Source organism: Bacillus sp. FJAT-27251, assembly GCF_001273925.1.
In the GTDB taxonomy this organism is placed as follows: Bacteria; Bacillota; Bacilli; order Bacillales; family Cytobacillaceae; genus Mesobacillus_B.
Genome location: NZ_LIGG01000001.1, coordinates 4,620,419 through 4,637,856, shown reverse-complemented (window position 1 = coordinate 4,637,856; position 17,438 = coordinate 4,620,419). Strand labels below are relative to the sequence as shown.

The 17,438-nt window shown below is 45.7% G+C and carries 24 protein-coding genes; 21 read left to right on the top strand and 3 right to left on the bottom strand.

Features of this window, described 5'->3' with window-relative positions; translation table 11 throughout:
- Positions 1-10: 10 nt before the first annotated feature.
- Positions 11-511: an SA1362 family protein gene (locus ADU22_RS21950; RefSeq protein ID WP_286132362.1), complete on the bottom strand. Its 501-nt coding sequence runs from the start codon at positions 509-511 to the stop codon at positions 11-13.
- Between the two features lie 150 nt (positions 512-661).
- On the opposite strand from ADU22_RS21950, the gene ADU22_RS21945 reads away from it, so the two are divergent.
- From ADU22_RS21945 to ADU22_RS21925, 5 genes are all read left to right on the top strand, one after another.
- Positions 662-1,180, top strand: a complete 519-nt coding sequence (locus tag ADU22_RS21945) for a YqhR family membrane protein (RefSeq protein ID WP_053364708.1) — start codon at positions 662-664, stop codon at positions 1,178-1,180.
- A gap of 109 nt (positions 1,181-1,289) precedes the next feature.
- Complete coding sequence (locus ADU22_RS21940) at positions 1,290-2,351, top strand: M24 family metallopeptidase (protein WP_053364074.1); 1,062 nt, start codon at positions 1,290-1,292, stop codon at positions 2,349-2,351.
- 20 nt (positions 2,352-2,371) lie between these two features.
- Entirely contained in the window at positions 2,372-2,929 is a 558-nt protein-coding gene (gene efp / locus ADU22_RS21935; RefSeq protein WP_046526368.1) for an elongation factor P, read from the top strand.
- A 290-nt stretch (positions 2,930-3,219) separates the two neighbouring features.
- A complete protein-coding gene (locus ADU22_RS25335; RefSeq protein ID WP_353611400.1) occupies positions 3,220-3,672 on the top strand; it encodes a PCYCGC motif-containing (lipo)protein in 453 nt (150 codons plus the stop codon).
- Positions 3,673-3,681: 9 nt separating this feature from the next.
- Positions 3,682-4,425 (top strand): c-type cytochrome, encoded by a 744-nt coding sequence (locus tag ADU22_RS21925; RefSeq protein ID WP_053364072.1) that lies wholly within the window; start codon positions 3,682-3,684, stop codon positions 4,423-4,425.
- 31 nt (positions 4,426-4,456) lie between these two features.
- On the opposite strand, the gene ADU22_RS21920 is transcribed toward ADU22_RS21925, so the two are convergent.
- Positions 4,457-4,825, bottom strand: a complete 369-nt coding sequence (locus ADU22_RS21920) for a rhodanese-like domain-containing protein (RefSeq protein ID WP_053364071.1) — start codon at positions 4,823-4,825, stop codon at positions 4,457-4,459.
- Positions 4,826-5,128: 303 nt separating this feature from the next.
- Between ADU22_RS21920 and ADU22_RS21915 the strand changes: the two genes are divergently transcribed.
- From ADU22_RS21915 to ADU22_RS21885, 7 genes are read left to right on the top strand one after another with little or no spacing between them, the layout of a single operon-like run.
- Positions 5,129-6,172: a hypothetical protein gene (locus tag ADU22_RS21915; RefSeq protein WP_053364070.1), complete on the top strand. Its 1,044-nt coding sequence runs from the start codon at positions 5,129-5,131 to the stop codon at positions 6,170-6,172.
- A 13-nt stretch (positions 6,173-6,185) separates the two neighbouring features.
- Positions 6,186-6,650, top strand: a complete 465-nt coding sequence (locus ADU22_RS21910) for a cytochrome c maturation protein CcmE (protein ID WP_053364069.1) — start codon at positions 6,186-6,188, stop codon at positions 6,648-6,650.
- A 15-nt stretch (positions 6,651-6,665) separates the two neighbouring features.
- Positions 6,666-8,648, top strand: coding sequence for a heme lyase CcmF/NrfE family subunit (locus ADU22_RS21905; RefSeq protein ID WP_053364068.1), 1,983 nt, complete (start codon positions 6,666-6,668; stop codon positions 8,646-8,648).
- A 1-nt stretch (position 8,649) separates the two neighbouring features.
- A complete protein-coding gene (locus tag ADU22_RS21900) occupies positions 8,650-9,165 on the top strand; it encodes a cytochrome c-type biogenesis protein (protein ID WP_053364067.1) in 516 nt (171 codons plus the stop codon).
- A gap of 13 nt (positions 9,166-9,178) precedes the next feature.
- Positions 9,179-9,556, top strand: coding sequence for a hypothetical protein (locus ADU22_RS21895; protein ID WP_053364066.1), 378 nt, complete (start codon positions 9,179-9,181; stop codon positions 9,554-9,556).
- Positions 9,553-10,551: a hypothetical protein gene (locus tag ADU22_RS24455; RefSeq protein WP_053364065.1), complete on the top strand. Its 999-nt coding sequence runs from the start codon at positions 9,553-9,555 to the stop codon at positions 10,549-10,551. Before ADU22_RS21895 ends, ADU22_RS24455 begins: the two co-directional genes overlap by 4 nt.
- Positions 10,552-10,562: 11 nt before the next feature.
- Complete coding sequence (locus ADU22_RS21885; protein WP_053364064.1) at positions 10,563-11,069, top strand: TlpA family protein disulfide reductase; 507 nt, start codon at positions 10,563-10,565, stop codon at positions 11,067-11,069.
- Positions 11,070-11,159: 90 nt separating this feature from the next.
- Here ADU22_RS21885 and ADU22_RS25090 read toward each other — a convergent pair whose 3' ends face one another.
- Complete coding sequence (locus ADU22_RS25090) at positions 11,160-11,318, bottom strand: hypothetical protein (protein ID WP_197280097.1); 159 nt, start codon at positions 11,316-11,318, stop codon at positions 11,160-11,162.
- Between the two features lie 177 nt (positions 11,319-11,495).
- Here ADU22_RS25090 and spoIIIAA point away from each other — a divergent pair, with 177 nt between their 5' ends.
- The 9 genes from spoIIIAA to accB all read left to right on the top strand — a co-directional run bounded on the left by spoIIIAA (position 11,496) and on the right by accB (position 17,424).
- Positions 11,496-12,419: a stage III sporulation protein AA gene (gene spoIIIAA, locus ADU22_RS21880; RefSeq protein WP_053364063.1), complete on the top strand. Its 924-nt coding sequence runs from the start codon at positions 11,496-11,498 to the stop codon at positions 12,417-12,419.
- A gap of 1 nt (position 12,420) precedes the next feature.
- Positions 12,421-12,936 carry a stage III sporulation protein SpoIIIAB gene (gene spoIIIAB / locus ADU22_RS21875; protein ID WP_053364062.1) on the top strand — a complete coding sequence of 172 codons (516 nt, stop codon included), beginning with the start codon at positions 12,421-12,423 and terminating at the stop codon, positions 12,934-12,936.
- A 19-nt stretch (positions 12,937-12,955) separates the two neighbouring features.
- Entirely contained in the window at positions 12,956-13,159 is a 204-nt protein-coding gene (gene spoIIIAC, locus ADU22_RS21870; protein ID WP_046526379.1) for a stage III sporulation protein AC, read from the top strand.
- A complete protein-coding gene (gene spoIIIAD, locus ADU22_RS21865) occupies positions 13,159-13,566 on the top strand; it encodes a stage III sporulation protein AD (RefSeq protein WP_231687982.1) in 408 nt (135 codons plus the stop codon). Before spoIIIAC ends, spoIIIAD begins: the two co-directional genes overlap by 1 nt.
- 20 nt (positions 13,567-13,586) lie before the next feature.
- Positions 13,587-14,777, top strand: coding sequence for a stage III sporulation protein AE (gene spoIIIAE / locus ADU22_RS21860; protein WP_053364061.1), 1,191 nt, complete (start codon positions 13,587-13,589; stop codon positions 14,775-14,777).
- A 10-nt stretch (positions 14,778-14,787) separates the two neighbouring features.
- A complete protein-coding gene (gene spoIIIAF, locus ADU22_RS21855) occupies positions 14,788-15,405 on the top strand; it encodes a stage III sporulation protein AF (protein WP_053364060.1) in 618 nt (205 codons plus the stop codon).
- Between the two features lie 7 nt (positions 15,406-15,412).
- Positions 15,413-16,072: a stage III sporulation protein AG gene (gene spoIIIAG / locus ADU22_RS21850; protein WP_053364059.1), complete on the top strand. Its 660-nt coding sequence runs from the start codon at positions 15,413-15,415 to the stop codon at positions 16,070-16,072.
- A 3-nt stretch (positions 16,073-16,075) separates the two neighbouring features.
- Positions 16,076-16,639 carry a SpoIIIAH-like family protein gene (locus ADU22_RS21845; protein WP_053364058.1) on the top strand — a complete coding sequence of 188 codons (564 nt, stop codon included), beginning with the start codon at positions 16,076-16,078 and terminating at the stop codon, positions 16,637-16,639.
- Between the two features lie 269 nt (positions 16,640-16,908).
- A complete protein-coding gene (accB, locus tag ADU22_RS21840) occupies positions 16,909-17,424 on the top strand; it encodes an acetyl-CoA carboxylase biotin carboxyl carrier protein (RefSeq protein WP_053364057.1) in 516 nt (171 codons plus the stop codon).
- The last annotated feature ends 14 nt before the right edge of the window (positions 17,425-17,438 follow it).

The window sequence follows — 17,438 nt, the reverse complement described above, 5'->3', positions numbered from 1 at the left end:
AAAATCGGGCTCAAAAGGAGGCCCGATTTTTCTTTTTCCCTTTCCTTCCTTCAATCACAGTCAGGTGGGATGCATCTTTCTTCTTTTTTCTTGCTGCGGACAGCGACCCGATTGGCGTGCGTTTGCCAGATGTATGGCTTTCTTTATGCTGGAATCGTTTTTTTGATTGTTTTGCTGCTTTATTGAATGCTCGCTGCTCATGTTTTTGAGGGCCAGCTTTGGAAAAACGATTAATGAGGAAAAAGATTACGGCAACAATCAACACCATTATGGCGATTGAACGGAAAAAACCGGCCGGATTATTAACCAGCTGTGAAATAATACCTATTATTGCAAGAGAAATCAATCCTGCAACAATATAAAATGACGTCCGATTTTTCAAAAAAGCCACCTCCCTATGAGCATCATGAGCAATTTTTTTTGTTTTTAAACCAGGAATGAAATTATTTATACAATTTCTCCAAGAGCAGAGGTTTTTCCTTCCCGTTTTCCAATAAAACCAAAGCCCCATAATTCTATACTTACCTATATCTTACTAAAAAAAACATCAAACCTCTAGGTTATCGCTTCGTTTCCCGAAAAATAAGCGTGAACCAGCAAATGGATTTTATGCAATAGATTAAAGGGCGATGGACATAATAAGAAAAGGAGGTGCTGTATGATGGGAGAAGATAATGGAAAAAAGCTCGAACAGAACCAGCATGAAAAACCCATGTCCTTTATCAGCATGGTCATCATAACCGGACTGGTAGGCGGCATATTATGGAGTTCGCTCGCTTTACTGGCATATGTTTTTAATTTTACGGAAATAAGGCCAAATGTAATTTTGGAGCCATGGGCACTGGGAGATTGGAAAAAGGGATGGATTGGCACGGTCTTTTCGATTCTGTCCATCGGTCTCATATCAATTGGTGCAGCTTTTGTATACTATGCATTTTTGAGAAAATTTGATAGTCTCTGGGTGGGGGCTCTTTATGGAGTAGCCCTATTCCTGCTCGTATTTTATGTGTTGAATCCGATTTTTCCAGGAATAAAGCCTTTTTTGGAACTTTCCAGGAACACCTTGATTACTTCAGCGTGCTTTTATGTTCTGTTTGGGGTATTTATCGGGTATTCCATCTCCTTTGAAGAAACAGAGCGCAGCGGGAAAAGGAATCAGAGGGAAGAGGCCCCGGCCTGATGTTTCTTGTCCTGTCTTCTTTGTTCTTGAAAGTAGTACGCAAGATTTCAGTTATGTTAGAATGTTCTTATTGAACATTCTTTTTTTCACGAGTTAGGAGAGGGTCCATATGGAAAAAATCCAAAAATTGCAGGAGCGGCTGGAAAGCCTTGGTCTTGATGCCATGCTCATAACAAGCAGCTACAACAGAAGGTATATGACTGGTTTTACTGGATCAGCCGGCGCAGTGCTGATTTCTGCAGGAAAAGCACAATTTATTACCGATTTCCGCTATACGGAGCAGGCTGCGGCACAATGCCAGGGATATGAAATCATCCAGCACAAGGGGACGATTGCCAATGAAGTGGCTTCGCAGGTTAAAAAACTGGGTATAAGCAAACTGGGCTTTGAGGAAGAGCATGTTACATTTGCAGCTTTCAAGGTGTTTGAGAAGGAAATCGGCGCCGAACTTGTCCCTGTTTCCGGAGAAATTGAAAAGTTACGCTTGATAAAGACAAAGGCAGAGATTAAGATATTAAAGGAAGCAGCGGATATTGCCGATGCTGCATTTACACATATCCTTGATTACATTCGCCCCGGTTTAACAGAGCTTCAGGTTTCCAACGAATTGGAATTCCATATGAGGTCTCTGGGAGCGGCTTCCTCTTCATTTGATATCATTGTTGCTTCCGGACATCGTTCGGCCCTGCCGCATGGCGTTGCCAGTGACAAGGTGATCGAATCCGGCGACTTTGTAACTCTCGATTTTGGAGCGTACTATAAAGGATACGTTTCGGACATTACGAGAACAGTAGCAGCAGGCGAACCTTCCGATCGGCTAAAGGAAATTTATCAGATTGTACTGGATGCCCAAATGCGAGGAGTTGCTGGAATCAAGCCGGGATTGACCGGGAAGCAGGCAGACGCTTTAACAAGGGATTATATCACTGAACAAGGATATGGAGAATATTTCGGACATTCGACAGGCCATGGTATCGGCCTTGAGGTCCATGAAGGCCCCGGGCTTTCGTTCAAATCCGATGTGGTTCTTGAAACCGGGATGGTTGTCACCGTCGAACCGGGAATTTACATACCTGGCCTTGGCGGAGTCAGGATCGAGGATGATATTGTCATTACAGCAGACCATAATGAGCGGCTTACACATTCAACTAAAGAGCTGATCATTCTTTAAGAAAAGCTAGGAGGACTAACATGATTTCAGTTAACGATTTTAAAACAGGCTTGACCATCGAAGTGGATAATGGCATTTGGCGTGTCATGGATTTTCAGCATGTGAAACCAGGAAAAGGAGCCGCTTTTGTCCGTTCCAAACTGCGTAACCTGCGTACTGGCGCTGTACAGGAAAAGACGTTCCGCGCAGGCGAAAAGGTTGGGAAGGCACAGATTGACAACCGCAAAATGCAATATCTATATGCAAACGGCGATCAGCATGTCTTCATGGACAATGAATCCTACGAGCAAATTGAACTGCCGGCTGCCTCCATTGAGTATGAGTTGAAATTCCTTAAGGAAAATATGGAAGTATCCATTATGATGTATCAAGGTGAGACTCTCGGAGTGGAGCTTCCGAATACAGTTGAACTTGAAGTGACGGAAACCGAGCCAGGAATTAAAGGTGATACTGCTTCAGGCGGATCCAAGCCTGCAACTCTTGAAACAGGCCTTACAGTTCAAGTTCCATTCTTTATTAACCAGGGAGATCGCCTGATTATCAATACTACTGAAAGCTCTTATGTTTCCCGCGCATAATGCAAAACCTGCTTGCCCTTGCAAGCAGGTTTTTTTTATCAGGATAAGAAAGTATAAAGTTTCTGCACTTAGATAACTGTCTAGCTCCAGCGCCTAGCCCCTCGAGTCGCTTCGGTCCATCTGTTGAAGTCAAAGAACGACTTCATCAGCTGGCCCTCCAGCGCTTGTCGGGGCTGAGCAAGGCGCTTGCGCTTTTCTTGTCACCAATTAGTAATAATTTTTCACTATTTATATAGTTGGTTTCTGATAAAATAACCCTGAAATCATCTTAACTTAAGTGGGTGACATTATTGAAAAGATTGAGTGCTTTAATTGTAGCCGGGTTACTGACAATAGGGCTTGCTTCTGGATGCAGTTCAGGGGCTGAAACCCAGGAGCTTGTTCTTGAAACCAAGCATGCCGCTATGCCGGATTATGTTCTGAACTCGTCCCCGGTTGTCCAGGAGACATATTTAATGGCAGCAAATTATCCGGAGGTCCTCGCTTCTGTTCCTTGTTATTGTAATTGTAATGCAAGCGCAGGCCATATGAACAATCTGGATTGCTTCGTTAAGGACATGGGGCCGGATCATGCTGTGAACGAATGGGATCCCCATGGCATAGCCTGAGACATTTGTGTAGATATCGCCCGGGAGGCGGTAGAAATGGAACAGGATGGAAAAGACATTAAGGAAATTTACCGATTAATCACGAAAAAGTACGAGAAGTATGGAAATCCGACACCAACATCCGCTCCACAATAGGAGGGAAAAATGCGGAAAATAATATTTTGGCTGTTTGCAGCAGGGATTATTTTGTCCGTTGCAGTAACAGCTTATATTTCCCAAGGGCCTAGCCAGGAAGAAAGGGTTTATATCAAACAGGGCGAAAAGCTGTATAACCAGCTTTGCCTTGCCTGCCATGGGGAAAATGGCAAAGGTGAGGGTACGCTGGCCGGTACCGCTCTCAATAATCAGTATTACCTCAGCGTCTATACCAATGAAGATATTTCAAAGCATATTGAAGATGGCAGGCCGGAGGCGATGATGCCGGAGTATGGGTCGATCTTGGAGAAGGAGCAAATTGGCCAGCTGGTTTCCTACATTAGGAGCTGGCAAACAAAACCTGTGAAAATGGAGGCTCCGACAGCATTCGATGGCGATCCGTTAAACGGGGGAAAACTCTATGACCTATATTGTGCCAATTGTCATGGCATGACTGGCAGCGGATTGAAAGGAACAGCTACAGCTCTTACCCATCCCAACCGATTGGAGCAGACAACGGATGAACAAATGTGGCTGTCAGCCGCCTATGGCCGGGAAAATACGCGGATGGGTCCGTCCCTCAAGGGGCTGGAGGGTGTCAGACAGCTGGAAGAGCAGCAAATCAGCGATATTATCAGCTATATTCGCCAGGATTTAGTGAAAAAATATGACCCTCGGGAATCGCAGCATCATCCGTCTGAAAATGCGCAATCAAACACAACAGATGAAAAAAAGCCTTCCACAAATCAATGATGGAAGTCTTTTCTTTTTTTTGAAAGACGGCTCAATAAGGCCGCTCCACTTCTCCTGTCCAATCGTTCATCCCGCCGCTCATGTTGAAAATATTCAGGAAACCATTCCCCGCAAGGATTGAACTCGCTTCGGCGGAACGATTTCCGCTTCGGCAGACAATAACGTATTCCTTCTCTTTGTCCAATTCTGAAATCGCTGCTTTCAGGCTTTGCAGGGGCACCAACTTTGAGCCCCTTATATGGCCCGCCGAATATTCCTCAGGCGTCCGTACATCGATGACCTCCACGTTTCCGCTCTCCATCATCGTTTCTGCTTCTGATACAGAAATCGTTTTATATGAACCTGCACTGCATCCAGCAAAAAACAAAAAGCTAAACATCAAAGCCGTTAATTTGCTCATGTCATTCCTCCCGGTATAAAGATATAGGTATTTTAACTGAAAAGGCCTGCATTTGGTATGGAGATTCAATGACACTTCCATATGGGTTTTTATTTCACTATTAAGAACGTGGTTAAAGTGTTAATACTCATTTTGGGGAATTCGTGAATACTTTTTGTGGATTTTTTGACAGAATCCTAAAGTTTTTCGCGGGGTAACAAAATGTTCAAATCTCCCTGAGCGATTTCAGGGAAAGCCTACTATAGTTAAAATTAGCAAGACATTAAATATGATAGAAATGACCCGAAATAAAGGAGGATCTGCATGTTAAAAAAATGGCTGTCCATTATCATGGCCTTTTTCATTTCCGCATCTTTTGTTCTAAACAGCGCACAAGCGCAAGAAGGCTTTGTAGCCGAGGATTTTCCCTATAAAGAAATGACGATTCAGGTTATGCCGGAATTCGACTACCCCGACGATTGGAAGGGAGACAAACCGAGCCTGCTCAGTGCCTTTTACGGAACAATCACGAACGAGAGCGGGCAGGATTTTAAAGGTGAACTTGAATTCCCGGTCCCTGCGGAAGATGGGAATTTCAGCGTGTATCTTGTTGCCGAGTTCCCTGCAGACGATAAGCCGGAAATCCAGCGTCCCTACAAGGTCGATAAAGAAAAGGGAGTGTTGACATGGCAGCCTGCCGAGGGCATAAAAAAGGGACAAAACTACCAGTTTGTCATTGAATATTATTCAAGTCCGTTCAAGGTTTCCGGAGCAGAAAAGGAGTTTGAATTCAGCTACAACCCTCCTGCCGGAATTGACCAGTTGAACATCATCGTTTTCAATCCTGTCAAGGCGGAAGCATTCAAGCTTAATCAGCAGGCGGATAATATATCCAAGAGCGATTACGGCCAAGAACTTCATCATTTCCAGTATTCGAATGTCAAGAAGGACAAGCCTGTTTCATATACGGCATCCTACATAAAAGATGGCCACGAATCGACGCTTTCCCTGATCAGCAAGCAGACCCCACCAAATGATGAAAACCATAATGGGTCAAATGAAGGGGAGCCGGCGCTTCAAAACAGTTCGGGAACGCCTGCAACCTCTCCAATCATCGGAACAGCCGGAGCTATTATTATCGGAATATCCGTCATCATTGCCGGGGCCTTCATCTATTTTGGCCTTAGGGGCAAGGCACCGAACACGAAAGCGCAAAATAACCGCAGCAAAACTGCTGCCAGAAAAGCAGGTTATGCTGCTCCTAAAGCCAGGGACATTGCCGAAGAGAAGAAACAGCTGCGGAACAAGCTCTTGACTGGAAAAATTGACGAAAAAACATATGAAGAAAAAATGAGAAAACTAATTTAAAGGAGTGAGAGTAATGAAAAAGAACACTCTTGTCATGATTGGCGGATTTGCAATCGCCGGGGCCATTCTATTATTGCTTCTGGCGGCAACCCCGGCATCCAGCGGAGTGGAACTGAAATTGAAGGAGCTAGTGGAGAATGGCGAGAAGTACAAAGAGAACTATATTACAGTTGAAGGCTTGCTTATCGAGGAGTCGATCAAATGGAACGCGGATGAAATTCTTCTGGAATTTGATGTTCAGGACGAGGAAGGAAACAGGCTGAGGGTAGCCCACAAAGGTGTAAAGCCTGACAATTTCTCTGAAGGTGTCATTGCGATTCTCCAAGGCTTCATTAAAGAAGACGGGACGTTTGAGGCTGAAACTGTAAAAACAAGATGTCCTTCGAAATATGAAGGCGAAGATATGGAAAATTATGACCCTGAATTCCATAAAGACAAACTGGACAAGTCCCCGGAAGAGGGAACAGACCGAGACTAGAAGAAGGTGGACAATATGTATTTACTGGGTAACACAGCAATCTATTTAGGGCTGGCCCTGGCTGTTTATTCCCTGGTCATCCTTATGGCAGGCATTAAAACCAAACAGCAGCGGCTTGTCAACAGCGGAAAAGGCGGTGTGCTGGCTGTCTTTATTTGTACAGCAGTCGCAGCGGCTGTATTGCTCTATTTTTTGGGAACCTCCCAATTTGTCTATGAATATGTCAATAATTACACGAGCAGTGAACTTCCAATGGGGTATAAGCTGGCTGCCCTGTGGGCGGGGAATTCAGGCTCCCTGTTGTTATGGACATTCTTTTTAACCATGTATACCGCCATGATTGCCTACTCCAGAAAAATGAAAGGCAATCCAATGGTTCCATATATTTCTGCCATCTTGCTTGTCAATACGATTTTCTTTTTCATTGTGCTTGGCTTTGTGGCCCAGCCATTCACCATGCTTGATTATGTGCCTGCTGAAGGCAGGGGACTGAATCCGATGCTTCAGAATCCGGGCATGATTGTACATCCTGTCACGCTTTACCTTGGATACGTGGGATTAGCCGTGCCGTTTGCTTTTGCCATGGCTGCCTTGATCTTGAAAAATATGGACGACTTCTGGATAAAAATGACCAGACGGTGGACCATCATTGCGTGGCTATTCCTGACTCTTGGCAACATCCTGGGCGGACAATGGGCTTATGTGGAACTGGGGTGGGGAGGATACTGGGCATGGGACCCGGTTGAAAATGCATCCTTTATGCCATGGCTGACCGCAACAGCCTTCCTTCATTCCGTCATGATCCAGGAACGGAAAAATATGCTGAAGGTTTGGAACATCTCGTTAATCATCCTGTCTTACGCTTTGACTTTATTTGGAACCTTCCTTGTCAGGAGCGGAGTGCTGACCTCTGTACATGCCTTTGCTGATTCAAACCTTGGCATGTACTTCCTGATATTCATGGGCATCGCAGTAGTGGGAGCCCTTTATGTATTAATGAGCAGATATCATCTATTGAAAAGAAGTGCCGGGGAGTTCACATCATTTGTATCAAAAGAGAGCAGCTTTTTAATCAATAACCTGCTCCTTGTGGGATCGGCCTTTGCTGTCTTTTGGGGCACGATCTTCCCGCTTGTATCCGAGGCCGTCCGCGGCACGAAGGTTACGGTCGGGATCCCTTTTTTCAACACCGTACAGGCACCGATCCTCCTTGGAATGATGTTTGTAATGGCCGTGTGCCCGCTGCTGGCCTGGCAGCGCTCATCAGCAAAGAATTTAAAAAAGAACTTCTTGCTTCCTTCCATCCTGAGCCTTGCCGGCATGACATTGATGGTTACGCTGGGAATCCAGAAAGCATGGGCGGTAATCGGGTATGGAGTCATCATTTTCCTGTTCATCACCCATTATTTCGAGTTCTACAGAGGGGTAAAAGCCAGGAGAAAGATGACAAAGGAGGGTATCCTGACTGCGCTCTACAAGCTCATGACAAAAAACAGGCGGCGCTATGGCGGCTATATTGTCCATATTGGGATTGCGTTTATCGCCATGGGCATTATTGGCTCGCAAAATTACGATGTTGAAACAATGAAGACGTTAAAGCTTGGAGAGTCTGTTGATATCGAGGATTACCGAATCACATACGAACGCCTTGACCAGCGGTCGGAAGGGATCAACGATATTGTGTACGCGGATTTGACCGTTTTTAAGAACGGGGAAAGGCTGGGAGTCTTCCAGCCGGAAAAAATATTCTACGGCAACTGGGATCAGCCTTCTTCCGAAGTGGCCCTGCATACGTCCATTGCAGAGGATTTGTACATGGTGTTAAGCACCTGGGAAGAAAATGGAACGGCTACCTTCATCATTAAGATAAACCCAATGATCAGCTGGCTCTGGATTGGCTCCACCATGGTCGTAATCGGTTCCCTCTTTGCCATCTGGAATGGAAGGTACCAGAATATCACGCCAAAATATACTGGTGTAATGAAAGAGGTGGCATAAAGTGAAGAGGAAATTCGCATTCTCTTTCCTGCTTCTGCTGTTCGGACTGCAATCCTTCCTGCTGCAAACCCATGCAACGGAGGCCAATAGTGAATACGACTACAAGTCTCCGGAGTTCAAGGCCGTAGCTTCCCAGTTCATGTGCACCTGCGGCTGCGGTCAGGACCATTATGCCTGTGATATGGCCGGCTGTGCAAACACGGATGCATTTAAGGCGGATTTGATCTCGATGATGAAAAAAGGAATGGATAAGGACGAGATACGTGAGTATTACGTCGGGATGCTGGGGGAAGAAATTCTTACTGCTCCGGAAAAGAAGGGGTTCAGTTTGACGGCATGGGTGCTTCCATTTGCCGCCATAGGGGGTGCAGGGACAGGGATATTCCTTCTCCTTCGCAGATGGGTGAACAGCCGGGGGAAAGAAAGCACCCCGGAGGAAGACCTGGCAATAGAGGATGAAGTAGAGGAAGAAATTATTTCTTCCATCATTGATGAGGAACGCAAAAAGTACCTTTAGGATGTGAACAAAAATGCCAGAGATTACAATTATCCCGATGGTTCTGACGGCAGCTCTTGTGCTTGTCTCGCTCTTTCTGACGGCATCCCCTTATTTTACTTGGGATGTGTATGCAACCAAGCAATCCAACCCAATAAACGAGAACCATTCCAAGGAGGAATTGTTAACCACCTTAAACGAATTGGAATTTGATCATAAAATGGGGAAACTGTCAGATACTGATTATTTTCATTTAAAAAAACAATATGAAATCCAGGTTGCCAAGATGATTAGGGCAAATGAGCAAAAAACGTCCCATGAACCTGATAACAGCTTGAAGGCGGAAGTGGAGCGGGAAATAGAGGAAACGATAAAAACATACAAACTGAACAAGCGAGATGGAATGAAATGAAGAGAATTGCCATCCTGTTCCTATCTCTCATGTTCATACCCTTAATACAGGCTGAAGCCATTGCAGAGCAAATTCGGGTTGATATGCATTATCTTGTTGTCGATCCTAAGGAAGACGGCAACATCATCGTTAAGCACATGGTCACCTATTCCAATATTGGCAGTGAGGTATACAATGGCGAAGGAGCAGAAGGAGTCCTGACAATCCTGCTTCCTCCCGGCGCCATAAACCTGCAGGTACAGGAAGATGCTGCAGGGGTAATCAAGCGCAATGACTCTTTTTCGACTTCCAAGCCGATCCAGCCAAACGAATCACAAGTTCTTTCCTACAGCTATGAAATTCCAGCGGGTGTCCCTGTGGTGCTGCAGCCGGACTATTCCCTCGAAGCCATGCAGATCCTTATAGGGGAAGATATAGGAAGTTTGATGTTTGCCGATGCAAACATAGGCGCACCACAGACGATGCAAATTGACGGAACGTCCTATTGGCTCTACAATGTGGCTAATATTGAGGCGGGCAGGGAAATCAAGTTTTCCTATTCGAAAGATGTTCAGCCTGCCGCTGCTTCAACAGAGGCTCCCCAGAATGCCCAGCCTTTGAAGGAGTCTGGGCAAACGGGCAGCACTGTCACGAAAACTTCTCCGGAATTCCATAACCCGGGGCATATCAGAATGTGGGATCAGTCGCCATTGAAAAGGTTTAACCCTCATATCCTTATGATTGTCTTGGGAGTCATTGCAATTGCAGGGATTGGCTATTATTCGTATTTTAGATGGAAGAGCCAGCTTGAAGGAAAAAAGCTTGGTGAAGACCATGATGAGTCCGAGTTCCGGCAGCTTCTGGCCAGACAGAATGCGATCATGGATAGGATTGCGGAGCTTGAAGAAAGAAATTCCCACGGAAAAATAGGCGCCGGGGAATACCAGGCCAAACTTGAGGCCTACAAGGACCACTTAATTACTGTGAAGCAAAATCTCCGTCAATTTGTGGAGTAGGGAGGCAGACGATGAAGAATAAATTAGCCCGAATATTGGTCCTGCTTATGATCATCAGTGCCTTTGCCTATTTTGCAATAAACCTTGATAAAGGAAATAGCGCTTCGGGGCTTGGCGAAATAGCGGCCGACTTCCAGCTTGAGGATATGGAAGGGGAGATGAGAAGCCTGTCCGAGTTCAAAGGGAAGGTCGTGGTGCTCAATTTCTTCGCCACCTGGTGCGGTCCTTGCGTGGACGAGGCTCCTGAACTGGAGAAGTTCGAGCAGGAATACGGGGAAGAAATCCAACTCCTTATCATTGATTTGGGAGAGACGAGGGACCGGGTAAAGAAATTTACTGAAAAGCACAAAACCACCTCTACCTATCTGTTTGATTACAAGATGGATGTCAAAGACCAGTTCGCGGTAACTGGCCAGCCGGAAACCTTCGTAATTGACAAAGATGGCGTGATTCGGGAACATTATAAAGGGCCCATAACGAAAGAGGGGCTATTAGATCTGGTAAGCGCATATCGATAAGGAAGGCCCGGGACTTCAGGTTCCGGGCTTTTTTCGGGCTCAAAAATCGTTCTGGCCATAGGTATGGCCGCCTTGGCTTTGTTTTGTTGTCTATTCCCTGCCTGTGGCACCTGGTGATATATCGGTATTATTTCCGTTGTTATATTCAGGGTCGGACTGGCGTGGGGTTTGATTGTCGCGTGCTCCTCCGATATACCGGTTTTTTAGGTCCCTCTGCTTTTTCTGAAAAGTCTTATGATCATTTACCATGGACAACCCTCCTTCCCCTTTATTATTTTCTGTTTCTTCCTATATATGTGCTGCCTCAACCTTTAACCCTTTGCTGAAAGCTGAATTTGTCTCATTCAACACTTGGCGCGAAGTCATAATGTGTCCAAGCGTGCATACATTTTAAGTAATGGGAGGGATTAGTCAGGAGGAATAGATATGCAGGAGATTATGTCTTTTTTGCCTAAACGAATTTGTGACGTCCTCAGTGAGGTTCCCTTATTTCATGAGCAGGGACCGGAAGAGATCCGTGTGAGGATCCAAAGGCCGCTGGAATTGACGGCTCGCGGAAAACCTGTCTTTTTGCCGTACATCGTGACTCCCGAAGATGGTGTTCAGCTGCTTAATAAGCTCGGGAATTTTTCCATGTATACCCTTGAAGAGGAATTGAAGCGAGGCTATATCACCATTGCAGGCGGGCACAGGGTCGGCTTAGCCGGAAAAGTAATATTGGAAGAAGGCAGAGTGAAAGCGATTAGAAATGTTTCGTCCTTTAATATAAGGATTGCCCGGGAGAAAATTGGGATTGCTGAACAAATTGCCCCGCAAATTTTCGACCAGGGATGGCTTCACACCATGATTATCGGGCCTCCCCAAACTGGAAAAACGACTTTATTGCGGGACATAGCCAGACTGATTTCGACCGGCTGCCCAAGGCTGCGTGTTCCATCCATGAAAGTGGGAATCGTGGATGAGCGATCCGAGATTGCCGGCTGTGTGAATGGCATTCCGCAGCTTACTTTTGGTCCAAGAGTCGATATCCTTGATTCCTGTCCCAAAGCGGAAGGAATGATGATGATGATCCGTTCCATGAGCCCTGATGTGCTGATTGTGGATGAAATCGGCAGAGAGGAAGATGCGGCTGCCATCATGGAGGCTGTCAATGCCGGCATAAAGCTAGTCATGACCACGCACGGAAATAAACTTGAGGACATCGAAAGGCGCCCAACCTTGAGGCCGATTATACAGCAGGGCATTTTTCAGCGTTTCATTGAACTGTCAAGAACAACAGGACCAGGTACGGTTGCTTCAATCAAGGATGGAAATAAACAAGAGTTCTATCTTAAAGCGAAGGTGACCTAAAATGATCAAATTATTTGGTGCAGCATTGATTATTGCTGCTACCACTTGGACGGGCATAGAGGCATCAAGGCATTTGAGTGAACGGCCCAGGCAGCTGAGGCAGCTGAAATCGGCCCTACAGGCGCTTGAAGCAGAAATCATGTTTGGCCATGCACCTCTCCATGAAGCTTCCAGAAAAATCGGAACCCAGCTTACAAAGCCTGTTTCCTCCATTTTTTCCACCTTTGCCACCAAGCTGGAAAATGCCGAAACAACAGCCGGCGCTGCCTGGGAGGAGAGCCTGAAACTCACCTGGAAGGACACTGCGCTAAGGCGGGGGGAATTTGAAATACTCAAGCAATTTGGGGAAACATTGGGACGCCATGATCGCTACTCCCAGCAAAAACAAATCAACCTGACAATGACACATCTGGAGAGGGAGGAAGCGGATGCATGCGATCGCCAGTTTAAATATGAAAAAATGGTCAAGAGTCTAGGGTTTTTGTCCGGATTGTTACTAATCATCTTATTGATGTAGTTAATAGGAGGAAGACAAGATGGGGTTGGAAGTCGATATCATTTTTAAAATTGCGGGTGTCGGTATTGTTGTCGCGTTTTTGCATACGATTTTAGACCAGGTGGGCAAGAAGGAGTATGCCCAGTGGGTTACACTGTTTGGTTTCATCTATATTCTCTTTATGGTGGCCTCAATCGTTGACGACCTGTTTGATAAAATAAAATCTGTTTTCCTATTCCAGTGATAAGGGAGGGTCTTGCGATTGAAATCTTGCAAATAACAGGAGCGGCACTTGTGGCCACCTTCCTGGCTCTCATCTTAAAAGAACAAAAGCCTAATTTCGCCTTTTTGCTGATTGTATTTACCGGCTGCGCCATCTTCCTGTTCCTCGTCGACCAAATCTACCTGATCATCAACATGATTGAGAGACTGGCTTCAGATGCAAAAGTGAACCTTATCTACGTGGAGACCATTTTAAAGATTATTGGCATCGCCTATATCGCGGAATTTGCGGCCCAGATTACGAAAGATGCCGGACAAGGGGCAATTGCTTCCAAAATTGAATTGGGAGGAAAGATCCTTATTCTTGCCATGGCCATCCCTATCCTAACTGTTATGATTGAGACTATTCTCCGGTTGATTCCAGGATGAACACGATCAGGGGTGAAAATATGAAGTATGTACTGGGTGCTTTATTCGGCATCGTACTGCTGGTCTTGTTCTTCCCTGCACCTGGTGTACAAGCTGCAGTTGGACAGGTGCCGCCCGCCACGGCAGAGGCCATGGCGGATGAACAGCTTGATGCGCTCCAAATCGATGAACTTCAGCAGTTTTGGAGTGATATTCTCACTGAATATGGAGGCTTCCTTCCTGAGAGCCAGAAAGGAAGCCTGGATGACTTTATCAAAGGCGAGAAAGAGTTCAGCCTGAAAGATTGGCTGACAGGCATTGTCAAATTCATGTTTCATGAATTTGTCGCAAATGGGAAGCTGCTTGGCTCGCTTGTGCTCCTTACCATCTTCAGCATCTTTTTGCAGACTTTGCAGAATTCCTTTGAAAAGAGCACGGTCAGCAAGGTTGCCTATGCGATTGTGTTCATGGTGCTGATTATCATTGCACTTAATAGTTTTCATGTTGTCATGGACTACACCAATAAGGCGATAGAAACGATGATTCAATTCATCCTTGCGTTGATTCCCCTGCTTCTTGCCCTTATTGCAGCTTCCGGCGGGCTGGTGTCAGCATCGTTTTTCCATCCGGTTATTTTATTTTTAATGAATACAAGCGGGATGTTCATTCAGTACGTGGTGCTTCCGCTCCTGCTGCTGTCCGCAATCCTTAGCATCGTCAGCATCCTGACAGAGCATTATAAGGTCACCCAGCTGGCGGGACTGCTCCGTAATTGGAGCATCGGCCTTCTCGGGCTGTTCTTGACAGTGTTTCTTGGAGTGATTTCCGTTCAGGGGGCTGCCACAGCTGTATCGGATGGAATTGCGATAAAGACGGCCAAGTTTATCACTGGCAATTTTATTCCGGTGATTGGGAGGGTCTTTACTGATGCAGCTGACACTGTTATCAGCGCATCCGTGCTGCTGAAGAATACGGTTGGACTTGCAGGTGTGGTCATCCTGCTGTTTATTGCGGCGTTTCCTGCAGTCAAAATTCTGCTTATTTCCTTTATTTATAAATTCGCTGCCGCTATCCTTCAGCCTTTGGGCGGCGGCCCGGTCATCGCCTGCCTGGATGTGATCAGCAAAGCGATTCTCTATGTTTTCGCAGCGCTGGCAATCGTCTCCCTGATGTTTTTCCTTAGCATCACAGTCATTGTGGCAGCCGGTAATCTGACAATGATGGTTCGATAGGAGGGGCGAGATGGAATTTCTTAAAGAGTGGATTACCAATATCATCCTGTTCATTCTGCTGGCAACGGTTATCGACATGCTGCTGCCGAACTCCAGTTTGCAAAAATATGTGAAAGTGGTTATCGGTCTCCTTTTGATCTCCATCATTTTGTCACCCATCATGAAAATTTTCTCCAGTGATTTTGAAGCCTCCCTGTCCTCGCTCTCAAATTACCAAAATCCGGTCCAAACAAAAAAGATGGAAAATTTAATAGAATCAAAGAAAAAAGAAATACAAGCCTCCCAACATGCATATATTTTAGAACAAACAGCTGTCCAACTGAAACTGGACGCAGAGGAGGAGTTGATGGCAAGGCACGGCATGAAAATTGCAGGAATCGAGGTAACAGCTGATGAAGCAGAAGAGAATCTGTCCCCTCAAAATCTCCAGTCGATCATGGTGGAGGTTGTCAGCGACGGGGATGGGGATGCGGCAGTGGCCGTTGTAAAAGAAGTAGAAATTGATACAGCCCAACCCCTTCAAGCAGACCAGAACACTAGATTAAATGAAGAGATTTCCTCTCTTCTGGCAGAAAAATGGAATGTTCCGCAATCATCTATACAAATTGTCGTAAAAGGGGGGGCATAGAACAGGGATGAGCAATGATAAAGGGCCGATTACCTGGTTGAAGAAACAGCTGTTCAATCAGGAGTCATCAGAAAAGAAAACGGGCAAATATCCATATCTTCTGATTGTGATCGTGTTTGGAATAGCAGTTATGCTTTTGGGTAACATGTTTGGAAATCAAAAGGGGCCAGAGAATGATATGGCGGTCTTCAGCCAGCATGGGGCAGGGGAGGATGCACCGGCATTCGGCCAGAAAAACAACTCGGAAACGAGCATAATAAAGGTATACGAGGAAGCTTACGAAAACCAGCTAAAGGAAGCGTTGGAAGGAATCATGGGCGTCGAGGACGTCACAGTCGTTGTCAATGTTGACGCTACCGAAAAAAAGGTGCTTGAGAAAAACTCGGTGACCCAATCCCAGAAGACAGATGAGATTGACCGCGAGGGCGGGAAACGTGGAGTGGAGGACCTTTCAAAAGATGAGCAGCTTGTCATCGTCAGAAAGGGAGAAAATGAAACACCCATTGTCCTTGAGACGAAAAAACCAGCTATCCGCGGTGTCCTCATCGTCGCCAAGGGAGCTGAAAATGTCCAGGTGAAAAAATGGATTATCGAAGCAGTTACCAGGGTACTCGATGTTCCCAGTCATCGGGTCGCGGTTATGCCTAAAAAAACCAAGGGGGATTAAAGAATGCTATTAAAAAAACAAACAGTCTGGCTGTTGACCATGTTGAGTCTTGTCGTTGTCCTAAGTGTCTATTATATCACTTCGCCTGAACCAAACCGCTCAAACCTTGCAAATGTAGAGGAACAGAAAGAGAATGTTAGTGAAGAAACGGCGAAGGAAGACGGAAAGTCGGTGAAAACGAGCGATGAGGACGCCGTGATTTCCGGAATCGCCAGCGATGAGCAGTTCGAGGCCTTAAGGCTTGACCTTGAGGATCAGCGAAGCCAAAGAAAGGCTGAATTGCAGGCTATTGTGGCATCCACTGACCTTCCAGTCGAACAGCGGAATAAGGCGTATGATGAAATGAAGGATCTGGACACCATCTCAAAGAAAGAAAATGTACTTGAAACACTGATTAAGACCATGGGGTATGAAGATGCCCTGGTACGCGCTGATGGCGAAAAGGTTCGGATTACCGTAAAGGCCCAGGACCATACACCAGCAGAAGCAAATGAAATCATCCAGATGGTAAGAAGCGAGCTTGGTGCCTATCAGGCGGTGGCTGTAACCTTCCAGCCGGAAAAATAATCGAAAAAGAAAGGCCGGGGAAAAATTTACCCCGGCCTGCTTTATTTATTTTTCAGTAAAAATGTCTCAAATGCCCTGTCGAAGGCAATAATTCCAATAACTTTATTTTATTTTGAGATTCATTTCCCATTTTATTCAGAAAATATTAAAATAGAGGTAATAAACAGACTTTATGGTTTATAGTAACATATTGAATAAAGGCATGGTATTATCGTATAGTGTTAGTATCTAGTCTTAATCTTACATAAAATGGACAAGGGGTGCCAGAAATGTTAAAAGTACAAGAAATAAGAGAATTGATCAAGCTTATCGACCAATCCAGCATTGACGAATTTTCGTATGAGCTTGACGGAGCCAAAATCAAGATGAAAAAGAAGGGTGAAGTCAAGCAGGTACTCGTTGAGCAGGCACAGACTGCATTAGCTGTTCCAGCAGCCCCTGCTCCAGCTGTCCAGGCGGCTCCGCCAGCACAGGCAGCGCCACCTGTACAAAAAGAGGAACCAAAGCAGGAAGTTCTTAAAGAAGCAGTCCAGGAAAGTGAAAATTTACATAAAATCACTTCGCCGATGGTCGGAACGTTCTATCAATCACCTTCACCGGACACCGACCCATACGTCAGGCCGGGTGCAAAAGTAAGCAAGGATTCCATCGTATGCATCGTGGAAGCAATGAAGCTATTTAACGAAATTGAAGCGGAAATTAACGGGGAAATTGTGGAAGTGCTCGCAAAAGACGGCCAGCTTGTGGAATATGGCCAGCCTTTATTCCTGGTTAAACCTGAATAAGGAGCGTGAATGCC